The 18,273-nt window shown below is 67.4% G+C and carries 4 protein-coding genes; all 4 read left to right on the top strand.

What is annotated here, in order from left to right:
- Nucleotides 1-31: 31 nt before the first annotated feature.
- The 4 genes from Q5H93_RS19060 to Q5H93_RS19045 all read left to right on the top strand — a co-directional run bounded on the left by Q5H93_RS19060 (nucleotide 32) and on the right by Q5H93_RS19045 (nucleotide 18,090).
- Entirely contained in the window at nucleotides 32-9,697 is a 9,666-nt protein-coding gene (locus Q5H93_RS19060; protein ID WP_305008246.1) for a CARDB domain-containing protein, read from the top strand.
- A gap of 129 nt (nucleotides 9,698-9,826) precedes the next feature.
- The gene (locus Q5H93_RS19055; RefSeq protein WP_305008245.1) at nucleotides 9,827-11,182 is read left to right on the top strand and encodes a leucine-rich repeat-containing protein kinase family protein; all 1,356 of its coding nucleotides are present in this window, start codon (nucleotides 9,827-9,829) and stop codon (nucleotides 11,180-11,182) included.
- 81 nt (nucleotides 11,183-11,263) lie between these two features.
- Nucleotides 11,264-13,477: an OmpA family protein gene (locus Q5H93_RS19050; protein WP_305008244.1), complete on the top strand. Its 2,214-nt coding sequence runs from the start codon at nucleotides 11,264-11,266 to the stop codon at nucleotides 13,475-13,477.
- Nucleotides 13,478-14,052: 575 nt separating this feature from the next.
- A complete protein-coding gene (locus Q5H93_RS19045; protein WP_305008243.1) occupies nucleotides 14,053-18,090 on the top strand; it encodes a DUF8696 domain-containing protein in 4,038 nt (1,345 codons plus the stop codon).
- The last annotated feature ends 183 nt before the right edge of the window (nucleotides 18,091-18,273 follow it).

Raw genomic sequence — 18,273 nt, 5'->3', positions numbered from 1 at the left:
TCCATTCACTTACCTTCTTAATGTTTTTGTCATGAAACATTTATTCGACTTTGCGCGCCGGCTGGGGCTGCTGGTTATTCTGATTTCCTTCGCGCTGAGTGCCGTGGCGCAGCTGCCCGGCAACGGCGGCAGCACCGGCGGCCCGCCCGGCGGCAATGGCTCGGGCGGCACCGGCACGCCCGGCGGCCCCGGCAACGGCGGCACCACCGGCGGCCCCCCCGGTCCCAATGCCACCATGCCCAGCATCAGCGGCTTCACGCCGGCCAGCGGCCCCATCGGCACCGTCGTCACGGTGACGGGTAGCAACCTGACCGGCGCCACCGCCGTGGCCATCAATGGCGTGAATGCCCCGGTGTTCACCGTCGGCTCGGCCACGCAGCTGACCGTAACGGTGCCCACCGGCGCCACCACCGGCCAGATTGCCGTCACCACGGCCAGCGGCACGGCGCTCAGCACCAACAGCTTCGTGGTGCTCGTGCCGCCCACCATCAGCAGCTTCACGCCCACCAGCGGGGCCGTGGGCACCAGCGTCACCCTTACCGGCACCGGCTTCACCGGGGCCACGGCCGTGGCGTTCAACGGCACGGCGGCTACCACCTTCACCGTAGTTTCGGCCACCAGCATCACGGCCACCGTGCCGGCCAGCGCCAGCACCGGCCCGCTGACGGTGACTACGCCCAGCGGCACCGGTACCAGCGCCAGCAGCTTTACGGTGCTGACGGCGCCCACTATCAGCAGCTTCACGCCCACCAGCGGCCCGGCCGGCACCAGCGTCACCCTCACCGGCACCAATCTGGGCGGGGCCACCAGCGTCACCTTCGGGGGTGTGGCGGCTACGGGGTCCATCACCGGCAACACGGCTACCAGCCTGACGGTGGCCGCCCCGGCCGGCGCGCCCACGGGCCCCATCTGCGTGACCACGGCGCAGGGCACGGGCTGCTCGGCAAGCAATTATACCTTCCCGCTCATCATCACCACGGGCGCGGTATCGCCGACCAGCTTCTGTGCCGGGGCTACCATCACGGTACCTTTCACTACCAGCATGGCCGGCTACGGGCCGGGCAACGCGTTCCAGCTGCAGCTCTCGGATGCCAGCGGGGTGTTCAGCAGCGGCAATCCTTTGTTTGGCACGCTGATTTCGTCGGGCTCGGCGGGCGGTACGCTGTCGGGCACGGTGCCCAACACCATAGCCGGCGGCACCGGCTACCGCGTGCGCGTGGTAGCCTCGGACCCCGCCACCGTGGGCACGGCCAATGCCACCGACCTGACTATTAATACGACGCCCGTCAGCCAGGCCGGCGGCCCGGCCTCGGTGCCCTACGGCAGCACCATCGCCCTGACGCTGACTCCCACTTACGCCGGCGCCACCTACGCCTGGAGCGGGCCGCTGGGCTTTAGCTCGAACCTGCAAAACCCCACCGTGCCCAGCAATACCAACGTGGGCGTGAACCGCTACACCTGCCTGGTGACGCTGGGCGGCTGCTCCTTCAGCAGCTTCGTGGACGTGACGGTGCAGGCCGCCACCGCGCCGTTACTGAGTCTCACGGCTTTCGCGGGGCCGCTGTGCCCGGCCACGGCTTTCGCCATGACTTTCAACGTGGCAGGGGTAGGCTTTGCGGCCGGCAATACCATCACGGCGCAGCTTTCCGATGCCAGCGGCTCGTTTGCCAGCCCCATGGCTATTGGCACGGTGGCGTTTAGCGGCCTGGGCAACGGCACGATTTCGGGTACGCTGCCGGCTGCCACGGCGGGCACCAGCGGCTACCGCATCCGGCTGGTAGGCAGCAACCCCGCCGCCACCAGCAACACCAACGGCAGCGACCTGACCGTGACGGCCCCGCCCGCGGTAACGCTGGCCGCGCTGGCGCCCGTGTGCATCAACTCCGCCGCCTTCACCCTGACGGGCGGCTCGCCGGCCGGCGGCACCTACCGCGTCGATGGCACGGTGGCGGGCTCCTTCAACCCCGCCGCGGCGGGCGTGGGCACCTACACCATCACCTACACTTACACGGCTGGCACCAGCTGCTCGGCCACTGCTACCCGCACGCTCGAAGTGCGCGCCCTGCCCACCGTGACGCTGGCGGCGCAGGCCCCGCGCTGCTACCAGGCCGCCGCCTTCACCCTGACGGGCGGCAGCCCGGCCGGCGGCACCTACAGCGGCCCCGGCGTGAGCAGCGGGCAGTTCAACGCCACCACGGCGGGCGTGGGCACCCACACCATCACCTACACCTACGCCGATGGCGCGGGCTGCTCCAGCACCGCTACCCAGCCGCTGCCGGTGCTGCCGCTGCCCACGTTCAGTGCCTCGGCCACCAGCACCTGCACCGGCCAGCCGGTGACCCTCACGGTGAGCAACGCCGGCCCGGGCGCCAGCTACCTCTGGAGCCCGGGCGGCGAAACCACGGCCAGCATCTCGCCCGCGCCCACGGTGGCCACCACTTACTCGGTGGTAGTGACGAATGCGGCCGGCTGCACCTATCCGTTCAGCCAGGCCGTCAGCATCAACCCGGCCACGGCGGCGCCGGGCGTGGTCAGCCAGATGCAGCCCATTGATGGCTCCAATGGGCTCAGTCTGCCCATCACGTTCACGTGGTCGCCGGGTGGCAACACCAGCACCTACGACCTCTACGTGTGGCCAGCCAGCGGCACCCAGCCCGCCACACCCACCGCCAGCGGGCTCACCAATCTGCAGTACACTTTCAACGGCTCAATTCCTTACGGGGCGCAGTACCGCTGGCGCGTGGTGGCCCGCAATGCCTGCTTCGCCACGCCGGGGCCGGTGTTCGCCTTCGGCCTGCGCGAGCTGCCAGACTTGCGGGTGAGCTTCATCCAAAACCCCGATACCGTGTACGCCGGCCAGACCATGCAGATGAGCTGGAACGTGACCAACACCGGCCTGGGCAGCACCCTGGCCCAGCAGTGGCGCGACGACGTGTGGCTGAGCCAGGATTCGGTGTTCAATACCGACACCGCCATCCGGGTGGGCGACTGGGGCAACACCACCTTCCTGCAGCCCAACGGCACCTACATCACCAACGCCACCTTCACCGTGCCGTACTCGCAGGCCGGTTATTACTACGTGTTTGTGCGGGCCAATGCCAACGGGCAGCTGCTCGAAACCGACTACCTCAACAACCGCCGCCGCTCGCCCAAGCGCACGCTGATGATAGTACCGCAGACGCCGGATTTCTCGCTCGAAAACTTCGTGTCGCCGCCCGACCCCTCGGTGGGCTACACCGACGTGCAGCTGCGCTACCGCGTGTACAACCGCGGGCCGGTGACGGTGACCGTGCCGCGCTTCGATGAGTTCTTCATCTCGCCCGATACCATTCTCAACATCAGCCAGAACACCGGCCGCCTGTCGCTGGGGCCGAACGCCATTTCGCTGAGCCGCCAGCGCGTGACCGACACGCTGGCCACCAATGAATTCTACGACCGCATCGTGAGCGTACGCATTCCGCACACTGAGTTCGGCACGCGCTACTTCTACGCCTACACCGATACCGACAACGTGGTGTTTGAAACCGCCAGCACCAACAACGTGAACTCACCGGAGCCGGTGCAAATCATCCTGCGTCCGCCGGCCGACTTGCAGCCCATCGCCCTCACGGCCCCAAGCAACGCCCTGGCCGGCAATTCATTCACCGTGACCTGGGACGTAAAAAACGGCGGCCTGAACGCGCCCGTGCCCGAGGAACGGTACTGGTCCGACCAGTTCTGGCTGTGCCCCTCGGCGACGTTTGACCCCGGCACGGCCATTGCCGTGGGCAGCACCAGCGTATTCGGCGGCGACACGCTGGCCGTGAACCACCACTACCGCCGCACCGTGACGCTGAACATCCCCAACGGCATTTCGGGCAACTACTACGTGTATGGCTACGCCGACTACGTGAGCGGCTCGACGCGCGGTAACGTGTTCGAATACAACTTCGAAAACAACAACCTGCGCCGCTCGGCCCAGCCCGTGGCCGTGGGCCTCACCTACGCCGACCTGCAGCCCACCGCCTTCACCGGCCCGGCCGATGTGGATGCCTTCCAGACCTTCACGGTGAACTACACCGTCCGCAACAACAGCGGGGCGGTGGGTGCCGCCGGCGGCACCTGGACCGATGCCATCTACCTGGTAACGCCGGGCGGCGGGCCCAACTGCCTGCTGCTGGGCACCGCCACCCGCATCGGTCCGCTGGCCGTGGGCGCGAGCTACTCGGGTTCGATGACGCTAACCATTCCGCGCAGCGTGACGCCCGGCAACTACGAGCTGCTGCTGCACACCGACAGTGGCAACTCGGTGTACGAGTTCAACTTCGAGAACAACAACGAGCGCCGCCACGCCTTCACCTACCACTACTCCGACGACCTGCGCCTAACCGTACTCAGCACCACTGGCACGGCCTTCTCGGGCCAGACCATCGGCCTGAGCTGGAGCGTGGACAACCAGGGCGCCTTCCGCACCCTGGCCACCGGCTGGCAGGACCAGTTTTTCCTCTCCACCGACGCCACGCTCGACAACAGCGACCTGCTGCTGAGCGGCGTGACGCGCAACGGCGACCTGGCCGTGGGCAGCAGCTACAACGGCACCGTGACCGTGCGCCTGCCCCACGGCCTGCAGGGCAATTTCTTCGTCATCGGCAAGGCCGGCGTGCCCGACGGGCGCGGCTACTGCAACAGCAACGTGTCGAGCGTGTTGGTGGACACCAATCCGGGCAACAACTTCCGCAGCACGGCGCTGCCCATCACCCTCACGCCGCCCGCCGACCTGCTGCCCACCACCTACACCCTGCCCACCGACGTAGTGGCCGGCCAGCAGGTGACGGTGCCCTTCACCATCCGCAACCAGGGCGTGGGCGCCACGCTGGAAGGCGACTGGGACGACGCCATTTACCTCAGCACCTCGCCTTCGGTGAACGGCGCCATTCGCATCGGCACCTACCGCCACGCGGGCACGCTGGGCGCGGGCGCCAGCTACTCGGTGGCGCTGCCAGTGACCATTCCGGCTTATTTGTCGGGCAACTACTACATTTTCCTGGTGGCCGACCAGTCGGGCGTGAACGGCTACTACCCCACGCAGCTCTGGGGCGGGGCCATTCAGTACGGCACGGTGTATGAGCACCAGCAGGAGCTCAACAACGTGGTGCAGGGCAACATCCTCATCCGCGTGCCCGAGCCGGCCGACCTAGTGGTAACCAGCGTAACCCTCCCCGCCAACCGCGTGCTCGGCCAGACCATGACCGTGCACTACCAGGTGCGCAACCAGGGCATCAACCCCGCCGTGGGCCAGCTGAAAGACGGCCTCTACCTCAGTCAGGACGCCACGATGGACGGGGCGGTAGACCAGCTCTTTGCCTCGCGCACCCAGAACGTGGCCATTGCCCCCAGCCAGACCATCAACGGGGTGGTGCGCTCGCGCCTGCAGGGCATCCTGCCCGGCAATTACCACGGGCTGATGGCCACCAACCTCTTCAACGACATCTACGAAGGGCCGGTGAGCAGCCCGGCGGCCAACAACAACATCACCGACGCCGGCAACCTGCTCAGCCTGGGCGTGAACACGCTGCCGCTGCGCACCCCCACCAGCTTCCCGCTGATGGCCGACTCGATAGTGTATTACCGCGTGACGCCCGGCGCCAACAAGGACATGGTGCTGACTCTGACCAGCACCCAGAGCCTGGGTCAGAACGAGATGTACGTGGCCTACAACCGCGTGCCTACCGCCGCCGACTACGACTTCATCTACCTCAACCAGGTGAGTACGAGCCAGGAAATCCTGGTGCCCACCACCGGCGCCGGCCCCTACTACGTGCTGGTGAAAACGCCCTACGCCTACCCGAGCCTGCAAACCGCCACGCTCTACGCCGATACGCTGGGCTTCCAGGTGCGCAGCATCGCGGCCAACCGGGTAGGGCAGGGGCGCGTGACCACCCAGGTGCTGGGCGCCGGCTTCCGCCGCACGCCGGCCACGCGCTTCTTCCTCACCAAGGGTCTCGACCCCACCATCCGGGCCGAGGCGCAGGTGCTGCGCTTCCGCAACAGCACGGAGGTGACCCTGCGCTGGCGCCTCGACACGCTGAGCGTGGGCGTGTATAACGTGGTGGCCGCCAACGGCGCCGTCCGCGTGCAGCTCACCGATGGCCTGACCGTGGAAACCGCCCGGCCGCTCGACGTGGACTTTGCCACCATTATCCCCCAGACCATCCGGGCGGGGGCCAATGGCAACTGGACCTACTTCCTGCAGAACAACTCGAACCTCGACGTGCCCTACTGGGAGTTCCAGTATGACCTGCCGCCGGGCCTGAACCCCGTCATCACCCACACGCCCAACGTGCGCAAGAAGTCGGACTTCACCAACGCGGCGGCCAGCGCCACCCCGCGCAACCGCCTCGACGACGGCCTGACCGAAGTGCTGCCCTTCATCGCCCAGGATTTGCGCCCCGGCGAAATCATCCAGGTGAACCTGCGCCTGACGGCCAATCTCGCTGTGAATCAATTTCTGCCGGTGGTGTGGAACCAGGCCGCCCTCACCGAGGAATGGTACACCCGCCAGACGCTCGACCACATTGCCCGCTACCGCGCCGCCGTGCTGGCCGCCCCGGCCCAGTACCCGGCCGGCGTGGCCTCGCTGGCCGCCAGCGCCAGCGCCTGGACCGACAGCCTGACCCGCTACTACACCCGTCTGGGCTTGGTAGATACCACTTGGCTGCGCCTGAATCCGCAGACCGGCTACACGGCCCGCTCGGTGGATATTGCCATTCCCGGCGGCATGTGCGGCACCACGGGCGTCACGGAATGCGTGCGGCCCTTCCGCCCCAACCCGTTCGACGGCAACACTTACCCGCCCGCACTGGTGGGCTGCGCCGACTCCATTGTCTTCACTTACAAGGGCCGCGGGCTGTCGTGCACGCTGGTGGTGGGTTCGGCCGACCCCAACCTGATAGTGGGCCCCAACGGCGTGGGCACCCGCAAGATGGTGGGGGTGCAAACCCCGCTCAACTATCAGGTGCAGTTTGAAAACGACCCCGCGCTGGCCACCGCGCCGGCCCAGGTGGTGCGCGTGACCGTGCCGCTGGGCCCGGCCTCCGACCCGCGCACCTTCCGCCTCGGCAGCTTCGGCTGGGACACGCTCACCTTCCAGGTGCCGGCCAATTCCTCGACCTACTCGGCCACGCTCGACATGCCCGACTCGCTGGGCTACGACGTGCGCGTGCTGGGCACCGTGGACGTGGTGGGCCGCCAGCTCATCTGGCGTCTCGAAACCATCGACCCCGCCACCGGGGTGGCCCCGCTCGACCCTAACAAGGGCTTCCTGGCCCTCAACGACAGCACCGGCCGCGGCCAAGGCTTCCTGAACTACATCATCCAGGGCAGCGCCACGGCCGCCACCGGCGATACGCTGGCCGCCCAGGCCAGCATCGTGTTCGACGTGAATCCGCCCATCGCCACCAACCGCTGGGTGAATATCCTCGACGCCGGCGTGCCGGTGAGTCAGGTGAATACCCTGCCCGCCACCCAGCCCGGCAACGTGGTGAGCCTCACCTGGACTGCCAGCGACGACGCGGGCGGCTCGGGCCTGCGGGCCTTCGATATCTACGCCAGTCAGGACGGCGGGGCCTTCACGCGGGTGGCGCAGGACGTGCCCGGCCTGAGCTACACCTTCACCGGCCTGCCCAACACGCACTACGACTTCTTCACCCTGGCCGTGGACAGCACCGACAACCGCGAGGCCCTCAAAACGGTGGCCGAAGCCGGCATCACGCTCGGCTCGGTGCTGCCCGACCTGGTGGTGAGCGCGCTGCAAACCCTGCCCGGCGGCAGCTACCGCAACGTCACCATCACCGGCACGCTGCACCTCAGTGCCGACCTGCTCGTGACCGGTACCCTCACCGTGCAGAGCGGCGGCGTGCTGAGCACCCTGGCCCCCGGCGGCGCGGCCTGCGCCGCCATCACCGGCGCGGGTAATTTCGTGCTGGCGGCCGGCGGCACCCTGCGCATCTGCGATGCGGCGGGCATCAGCGCCAGCGGCGCGACGGGCAGTATCCAGCTCAGCGGCACCCGCAGCTTTAGTGATGATGCTACTTACGTGTACGACGGCCTGGCGCCCCAGCAAACTGGCGCGGGCCTGCCCGACACCGTGCGCAACCTCCGCAACGTGAGCCAGCCGCTGACCCTGACGCAGCCCGTGGCCGTGGCCCAGGTGCTCGAAGTGAATGCCAACTTCAGTACTAACAGCCAGGCGCTGACGCTGCTGTCCTCCGCCGCCGGCACAGCGCTGGTGGCCTACAACGGCACCACCAACCCCACTATGACCGGCCCGGCCACCGTGCAGCGCTGGATTGACCCCAGCCAGAACGCCGGGGCCGGCTACCGCCACTATTCGTCGCCGGTGCTCAACGCGCCGTTCGCCGATTTGCAGACCCCCGGCTTCGTCCCCACGCTCACCACCAGCTACAACACCAGCGCCACACCGGGCAACGTGACGCCCTTCCCCACGGTGTTCGGCTACGACGAGGCACGGATTCCGGGCAGCGTGGCCACCGGTTTCTCGGCCTTCGATAAGGGCTGGGAGGTGCCCACCACCAGCACGCTCACCCTGGGCCGCGGCTACACCGTGAACATCCCGGCCTCCGAAAAAGTGGACTTCGTGGGCGCGCTCAACAACGCCCCCGTGAGCCTGCCGCTGAGCTTCACGCCCAGCGCCGAGGCCGGCTGGCACCTGGTGGGCAACCCCTTCGCCGCGCCGCTCGACTGGAGCCTGGTAACGCGGCCGGCCGGCCTCGATGCGGCGCTCTACGTGTTTGGCAGCACCGGGCAATACACCGGCCAATACCGCAGCTACGTGAACGGCGTGGGCCTGGGCAGCCCCGTGGTGCCCAGCGGCCAAGGCTTCTTCGTGCGCGCCTCGGCCCCGGCCACGCTCATCCTCAATAACTCGCACCGCATCCGCGAGTTCCGCACCACCGACCCCGCCTTCCAGCGCAGCACCGCCGACCTCCGGCCGCAGCTGCACCTGAGTTTGCGCGGCAGCACCGGCCCCGCCGATGATGCCTACCTCTACGCCGAAGTCGGGGCCAGCCCCGCCGTGGAAAGCGCCTTCGACGCCGTGAAGCTGGCCAACCCCAGCGGCCTCAACCTGGGCTCGCTGGTGGGCAATGAGGCGTTGGCCATCAATGGCCTGGCCCCGGCTCAATTGGCCGCCACCACCAGCATCCCGCTGCAAGTGGGCGTGCCGGCGGTAGGTGCCTACACGCTGACGGCCGCCGGGCTGCTAAACTGGCCCGCCACCACCGCCGTGGAGCTCTACGACGCCCTCACCGGCCAGCGCACCGACCTGCGCCAGCAGCCCGCCTACGCCTTCACGGTGAGCGCGGCCACGCTGAACAGCGCCACCGGCCGCTTCTGGCTGAACCTGGCGCCGGCGGCACCGCTCGGCACCGCCCCGGCCTTCTCAGCCGCCACGGTGCAGCTCTTCCCCAACCCGGCGCACCAGCAGGTGCGGGTGCTGCTGCCGGCCACGGCCGGCAGCGCCACGGTGCAAGCCGAACTGCTCAACAGCCTGGGCCAGCGGGTGACGCAAACGGCGGTGGCCCTGCAGCCGGCCGGCACCAGCTTCCTGCTGCCGCTCGACGGGCTGGCGGCTGGGGTGTACACGCTGCGCCTGCACGCGGGCGCCACGATTGTGACCAAGCGACTGGTAGTCGAATAGCATCCCGACTGCTTTGTGAACAGGAGAGGCCCCGGCAATTTGCCGGGGCTTCTTTTTTGAGAGGCTAACTCCTTATTTATTGCGCTGAATGCCGTGCATCCTAGCCAGCAGCCCGACCTTTGCCCGCTCATGCATACCCTCGAACAACTCCGCGCCGGCCAGCTCGCCGGGGCCACCCGCCTCGACCTCAGCGAAAACCTCACTGAGTTTCCCCGCGAAATCTTCGCTCTGGCCGATACCCTCGAAATCCTCAACCTGAGCGGCAACGCCCTTACTGCGCTGCCCGATGATTTTGCCCGGCTGCACCAGCTACGCATCCTCTTTTGCTCCGATAATCTGTTTGAGGAGCTGCCCGCCGTGCTGGGCCAGTGCGAGAATCTTACCATGATTGGCTTCAAGGCCAACCGCATCCACACCCTGCCCGCCGCCGCGCTGCCGCCCCGGCTGCGCTGGCTCATTCTCACCGACAACCAGCTTACCAGCCTGCCGCCCGAGCTGGGCCACTGCCAGCACCTGCAGAAGCTGATGCTGGCCGGCAACCGCCTCGCCGCCCTGCCTTCCGAAATGGCCCAGCTGCACCAGTTGGAGCTGCTGCGCCTGGCGGCCAACCAGCTCACCGAGCTGCCGGCCTGGCTGTTCACGCTGCCGCGCCTGGCCTGGCTGGCGTATGCCGGCAACCCCCTCGATGCCGGGGCCGAGGCCGCCACGGTGGCGCGCCACCCGGTGCCCGCCATTCCCTGGGCCGGGCTCACGCTGGGGCGCCTGCTGGGCGAGGGCGCTTCCGGCATCATCCACCAAGCGGTTTGGGAGCCTGCCGCTGGGGCCGTGCCCCAGCCCGTGGCCGTGAAGCTCTTCAAAGGGGCCGTGACCAGCGACGGCTTGCCCGCCAGCGAGATGGATGCCTGCATCGGCGCCGGCCCGCATCCCAATCTGATTGCGGTGCAGGGGCGCGTTAGCGAGCATCCGGTGGGCGCGCCGGGCCTGGTGATGGAATTAATTGACCCCGTCTTCCAAAACCTGGCGGGGCCGCCCAGCTTCGTCACCTGCACCCGCGACGTGTACGCGGCCGGCACCACTTTCACCCTGCCCGCGCTGCTGAAGCTGGCCCACGGCGTGGCCAGCGCCGTAGCGCACTTGCACAAGCAGGGCATCACGCACGGCGACCTTTACGCCCATAATATCCTGCACCTGCCTGATGGCACGGTCCTGCTGGGCGACTTCGGGGCCGCCAGCTTCTTCCCGCCCGATGACGTAGCCACCGCTACGGCCCTGGCCCGGCTGGAAGCCCGCGCCTTCGGCCACCTGCTGGGCGAGCTGCTGGCCCGCTGCCCCGCGCTGGAGGCGGTGCCCGCCGTGGCCGCCAGCCTGCAGCTGCTGCACGCCGCCTGCCTGCACGCCGAGCCCGCCGCCCGCCCTGGCTTCGCCGCGCTGACGCAGCAGTTGGCCGCGCTGGCGGCCGCGCCAAACCCGTCCGCCGCCGGGTAAAAATCAGGGCTGGCCCGGATGGCGCCGTATGGCCCGGAGCCAGAGCTTTGCGGGATGAAGCTGAATCCTTGCCTAGCCCTTGTGGCCGCTTTCGCCTTGGCCCTGGCTGCCCGGCCGGCAGCCGTTGCCCAACCCACCGCCGCGCTGGTGCCCACGGTGTTGCTCGACGAGCGGTTTGCCGATAACAGCAACAGCTGGATTGTGGGCTCCGACGACACCGGCGACAGCAAAATCGACACCCTGGCCGGCACCTATACGCTGCGGCGCCCACCGGAAGGCGGCAGCTTCATCACTCAAACCCTGGGCGTTAATTACGATGCCGATTTCAGTATCGATGTCGAACTGCGGGGCACCGGCGGCCTGGTGTGGGGCTACACCAAAGGCTCCTACAACACCCTGGAGCTAACCGCCGCCGGCCAGTGGCTGGCCAAGCGCGTGCTGAACTCCACCGCTACCACCCTAAAGCAAGGTGCCCTGACCGCGCCCGCCGACTGGCACCGCCTGCGCGTAGCCCGCGTAGTCAATGAGCTGCAAATAAGCGTTGATGACAAGCTGGTGCATCAGCAGGCCTGGGAGGCCCCGGCCGGGAAAAAGGTTGGTTTTGTGGCCCGGGGGCCGGGGGGCGAGCTGGTGCTGCGGCGGCTGCGGGTGCAGCACCGGGCGGCCCCTATTCAGCTGGCGCCCAACCTGCCGGCCGGCCTCAAGCGTGAGCGCCTAGGCCCGCCCGTGAGCGACCCCGCGCTGGCCGACGTAGGCCCGGTGGTATCGGCCGATGGCAAGCGAATCTTCTTTCACCGGGTTATCAGCAAGGTAAGCACCGTGAATGCTAACGTCTCAGATAAGGACGTGTACCTGACCGAGCGCCGCCCCGACGGTAGCTGGGGCCCGGCGCAGTCGCTGGGCCGCCCCATCAATAACGAAGCCAGCAACGCCCCCGCCTGGACCTCGCCCGACGGCCGCGAGCTGCTGCTCATCAGCCGCTACAATGCCGACGGCAGCTACTTGTCCAGAAGCGGCTTGTCGCGCAGCCGCCAGCAGCCCGACGGCTCGTGGAGCATCCCCGAAGTAGCCGTCGAGCGCAAGTCCGATTTCCCGGGCCAGCGGGTCAGCTACACGTTTGATGCGGGCAGCACCCTGCGGGTGTATTCCAAGCAGCTGGACAGCCGCGAGTCGCCGAACTCCGATTTGTACGTCGAGTTTCGGCAGCCCGACGGCTCCTACGGCCCGGCCCGGGCGCTGGGCCCTGTGCTCAACACCCCGCTCAAGGACATCAGCCCCTTCCTGGCGCCCGATGGCGTGACGCTCTACTTCGCCTCCAACGGCCATCCCGGCTACGGCCACCTCGACATCTTCGTCAGCCGCCGCCTCGACGACTCCTGGACCAGCTGGAGCCCGCCCCTCAACCTGGGCCCGGCCGTGAACACCAACGGCGACGAAAGCTTTTTCACGCTGGCCGCCGCCGGCGACTACGCCTACTTCAGCGCCACCGGCCCGGCCGGCAACCTCGACCTCTACCGCATCGCATTGCCGCCCGCCCTGGCCCCCAAAGCCACCCGCCTGGTGCGCGGCCGGGTGCTCAACGCCCGCACCGGCGAGCCCATCGGCGGGGCCGACATTGCCTACGAGCAGCTGCCCGGCGGGCAGGCCGCCGGCACCGTGGCTGCCGCCCTGGGCACGGGCCGCTACAAGATAGTGCTGCCGGCGGGACGCCAGTTCGGCTTCCGCGCCTCGGCCGCCGTCTACCTTTCGGTGAACGAAAACGTGGACCTGACCAGCCTGACTCGCTACGGCGAAGTAGAGCAGGACTTGCTGCTGCTGCCGCTAATGGCCCCGGTGGCGGCCTTGGCGGCGGCGCCCGTGCAGCTGGCCGGCGGCACCGCCCCCGCCGCCGTGCCGGGGCAGGTGAAGAGCGTGGCGGTGCCCGCCCCCAAAGTCCCCGTCGAGGAAAAAATCACCCTCAACAACCTGTTTTTCGTGCAGTCGCAGCCCAAGCTGTTGCCCGCTTCCTTCCCCGAGCTCAACCGCCTGGCCCAGACCCTGCGCGAGCACCCCGGCCTGCGCCTGCGCCTCGAAGGCCACACCGACAATGTGGGCGACGACAAGAACCCCCGCCCCAACCAGTTCCTGTCGGAGCAGCGCGCCGAGGCCGTGCGCAACTACCTGCTAGGCCAGGGTATTGCCGCCGAGCGTCTTAGCACGGCTGGCTACGGCGGCAGCCGTCCCGCCGTGCCCAATACCACCGAAGCCAGCCGCCGCCGCAACCGCCGTGTGGAGTGCGTGGTGCTGGCCCGCTAAGCCCGCGCCGGTAACCCTGCCCCAACCAAAGCCCCGCCCACCCCGGTAGGGGAGGGGAGGGGAGAAGCGTGAGCCTACCGGATGCCCCCTCAGGTGGTACCGGCGGGCAACGCTTGGCCGCGATTTGCAGTTATGGAGAGTAAGACAGGGCTACTGACGATGCTTCGCCGGGGCTTGCTGTCGTGTCTCCTTAAAATTGCGGCGTCCTCCGATGGTACAATTTGCAAGCTCAGCCATGGAAGCCGGCGGGGCGTGGCAACTGGTAATTCGGTATAATGTTTTGGGCTCGTTAACCAGGCTTATTTCAAGGTATGAATTTATGCTGGGAAACGCCGTGGATGAAAATTCAGCTTTCGTTGGTGATTTCTGCTGCAAAATCAATAAGCCCGCTTGAGCGCAGCCACAAACATGGAAAAACGGAGGTGGCATTAAAATGAAATTAACGCCGATTTTGGCTATGAAATGCCAAAAAAAAGTCGTATCTATGGGGGCTGGATTACCGTTTTAGCAATTTTATGCCCTCCCAACGGGCATTCAGCGCCCCCCTTAACCTTCCCCATTTCTTTCTTTATTTTATGCAAAACTCTCTACGCAACTCTGCCCGCTGGCCCTTGGCCTGGGCGGTGCTGCTGGCTGTGCTCACGCTGGGCCGGGCGCAGGGCCAAACCGTTACCATCGGGTCCACGGCGGTGCCAGTGGTAAGTCCGGCCACCAGCTCGTACCTCTACGGGCCGTTTTACCGCTCGGCCACCACGTCGGTGTTCGACTATTCGCGCTACGCCCATCTGTACCGCGCCTCGGAGCTGAACCTGCCCGCCGGCGCTGTTATCACGGAACTGGCCTGGTTGAAATCGACTGCCGCCGAGCTTACCGGCAGCAACACGTTCTCGGTGCTGATGAACAACACCGCTCTTACGACCCTGCCCTCACCCCAAACCTGGACTACGCTCAGCAGCGGGGCCACACCCGTGTATACCAACACTAACCAGCAAGTAACCGGCGCTGCCGGCTCCTACTTTGTGGTAACGCTGAACCAACCCTTCGTGTACCAGGGCGGCAACCTGCTCATCCTCACCGACCACGTGAAGCGCGGGGCGGCCACGGCCGCTATCAACTTCGTAACCAACCCGGCTACCGGCCAGGCGCTGGGCTACGCTTCCAACCTGGCGGCTACCGCCGCTTCCAACCTGACCACTACCTACGGCAACCGCCGTCCCACGCTGCGCATTACCTACGCGCCGGGCGGGCCCTGCGTGTCGCCGCCCCTGGCCGGTGCTGCCGTGGCTGAGCCCGATACGCTGTGCGCCGGCGCCGGCACCACGGTATTCCTGACCGGCGCCAGCTATGGTCAGGGCCAGACCTATCAATACGAGCAGTCGACGGACGGTGTAAACTACACCGACATCCCCGGCGCTACTTCCTTCTCTTACACCACGCCGGCGCTGTCGGGGCCGCGCTTCTACCGCGCCCGCACCACCTGCGGCGGGCAGTCGGCTACGTCCACGCCCGTGCGCGTGTTCGTGAATGCGCCCACCTACGCCCCCCTGCCGGTAGCCGAGAGCTTCGAGAACGTGTGGCAAAGCGTGTGCGGCATCCGCGACGCGCCTTCGCCCAGCTGGCGCACCACGCCCGTGGTGGGCAACAACGCCTGGCGCCGCTTCGACGACCCCGCCGGGGCCAACTGGACCAGCCCCACCTTTGGCGGCTACACGCCGCAGGCCAGCCAGGGGCGCTTCTCAGCCCGCTTCCACTCCTACATTGCCACGGCCGGCCTGGAGGGCATCATGGATTTGTACGTGGACATGAGCGCGCCCGGCACCAAGGAGCTGACGTTTGACCACATCAACACCAACGGCACCGACTCGCTGTTCGTACAGATTTCGACCGACGGCGGCGCTACCTTCGGCCCGCGGCTGATTCGTCTGGGCAGCCGGGCTACCACTACCTTCCGCAGCGAAAGCCTGCCGCTGACCCTGACATCGCCCACCACGGTGATACGCTTCCTGGCCCGCAGCGACAACGGCACGACCGACATCGGCCTCGACAACGTGAACATTGCCGTCACTTCGTCGTGCCTGGCGCCGGGCGGTGTGCAAATTTCGGCCACCACCAGCGACAGTGGCACCGTGACCTTCTCCGGCGCGGGTGGACCCTACACAATTGAGTACGGTCCGACGGGCTTCACGCCCGGCAGCGGCACCACCATTTCGGGCGTCACGGGCTCGCCCTACACCATCGGTACGCTGGCGGCCTACACCACCTACGATGTGTACGTTACCCAGGTGTGCGCCAGCGGCCAGACCGGCACCTCGTCGGTAGTTACCTTCACCACGCGCATCGGCAATGACAACTGCGCCACGGCCATTCCGCTGACGCCGGGCGCCAACTGCAACCCGGTGGCCGGCTCGGTGTTCCAGGCCTCGGCTTCGGCCACGGCGGCCTGCACCCCCACCACCGGCACGCCGGATGACGACGTATGGTACTCCTTCGTGGCCACGGCCACGGCCCACGACATCCGGCTGGCCGAAGGCGTGGGCTTCGATGGCGCCCTGCAATTGTACGGCGGCACCTGCGGCACCCTCATGAGCCGCCAGTGCCTCGATGCCACCGCCGCCAACGGCGTGGAAGTAATGGCCGCTACCGGCCTGACGGTTGGTAGCACCTATTATATCCGGGTGTACTCGTCGGGTACGGCCGTGCCCACGGCCGCCAACGGCACCTTCCTGATTTGCGTGACGGCCCCGGCCGGCATCCCCACCAACAACGAATGCGCCAATGCTCTGGCCGTGACGCCGGGCGCGGTGTGCTCGCCCATTCTGGGCACCACCTTCCGCTCGACGGCCAGTGCCAGCGTGCCGGTGTGCTCGCCCGCCCTCGGTACCCCCGACGATGACGTGTGGTACTCCTTCGTGGCCACGCGCACCTCGCACGACGTGACGATGGACGAATACACCGGCTTCGACGGCGTGCTGCAGGTGCTGAGTGGCAGCTGCGGCAGCCTCACCAGTGTGCAATGCGCCGACCAGAGCCTTGCCGGCGGTGTTGAAACCCTGCGTGTGGGCGGCCTTACCGTGGGCCAGACCTATTACATCCGCATCTACTCGTTTGCCAACGCCGCTCCCACGGCCAGCAACAGCAACTTCACGCTGTGCGTGACGAACTCGCCCACGCCGCCCGCCAACGATGACTGCGCCGGCGCCATTGAGCTGCCCGTGCAGCTGGGCGTCACGAGCTGCACCACGCCGCTCATCGGCACCAACGTGGGGGCTTCGGGCTCGGCCGGTGCGCCGGCGCCAGCCAACTGCACCACGCCTACGTCGGGTGTCGCCAACTACCAGGGCGGCGATGTGTGGTTTAAAATAACCGTGCCCCTGGCCGGCCAGCTGAACCTCGAAACCGGCGCCCTCGTGGGCAGCACTATCACCGACACCGGCATGGCGCTGTACTCGGGCACCTGCGGCGCCCTGACCCAGATTGAGTGCGACGACAACGATGCAACTGGCAACTTCTCGCTCATCAACGCCACTGGCCTCACGCCCGGGGCCATCCTCTACCTGCGGGTGTGGGAAGTGGGCAACGACGTGGAAGGCGGCTTCACGGTGTGCGCCACCGCTCCGGCCACCTGCATCGAGCCCGCCGCGCCGGGTGCCGACAACATCGCCGCGACCTCAGCCGACCTCACCTGGGGCGGCGCGGCCATCACCGGCGAGAGCTTCAAGGTGGAATATGGCCCGACGGGCTTTGTGCCCGGCACCGGTACCATCCTGCTGGGCCTCACCAATAACCTGACCTCGCTGACGGGCCTGACGCCCGATACCGAGTACTGCTTCTACGTGACCAAGCAGTGCGGTGGCACCCAGGGCGACAGCCCGACGGCTGGCCCCATCTGCTTCCGCACCCGTGTGGCCGTGCCCACCAACGACGAGCCCTGTGGTGCCGTGGCCCTCACCGTGGCCCCGGCCGGCACTGCCCCCACCCTGGTAAACAGCTCCAACGTGGGTGCCACCGCCAGCCTCGACAACGACATCATTGTGCCGGCCTGCTCGCCGGCCAGCAACCCCACCGACGTGTGGTTTGAGTTCACGGCCCCCGGCGGCTCGGTGGATGTAACCGTGACCGGCAACCCGGCCGGCATGATGCGCGTGTTCAGCGGCACCGACTGCACGGGCTCCTTCACGCAGCTGGGCTGCCGCGGCCTGGGCAGCAACCAGGCAGCGGGCACCCTCACCGTGAGCGGCCTCGTGCCGGGCCAGCGCTACTTTGTGGCCGTGTCGGGCTACGGCTCGGGTGATACGCCCGGCGCCTTCGCCGTGGGGGTGGCCTCCACCATCCTGAGCAGCCGCGCCGGCCTGCCCGGCAGCGCCCTGCGCGTGTACCCGAACCCCAGCAGCACCGGCCAGCTGACCGTGGCCCTGCAGGGGGCCGGCACTGCCACCCGCGCCCAGGCCACCCTGCTCAATATGCTGGGCCAGCCCGTGCTCACCGAAACGCTGACTCTGCACGGCGGCACCGCCGTGCAGACCGTGAGCGTGAAAGGCCTGGCTACCGGCCTCTATACCCTGCAGTTGCGCGTGGGCGATGCCCTCATCAGCCGCAAAGTGATACTGCAATAACCGCTGGTAAAAAGGGTTGGCCACATGGTCAGCCCTTTTTATTGTGGCGGCCCGGCGGAACCGGAAGCAGCTGAAATAGCTTGCACGGGTGATTTAGCTCATTGATTGTCAAAAAATACCCTGCCATGCGGGGGCGCCTGGCGCCAAGCGTGGCAAGTAGTACGTTTTTACTTTTTTATTCCC

The organism is Hymenobacter aranciens (genome assembly GCF_030580865.1).
Lineage (GTDB): Bacteria > Bacteroidota > Bacteroidia > Cytophagales > Hymenobacteraceae > Hymenobacter > Hymenobacter aranciens.
The sequence above is the reverse complement of the archived record's forward strand: the minus strand, read 5'-3'. Positions and strand labels throughout refer to the sequence as shown.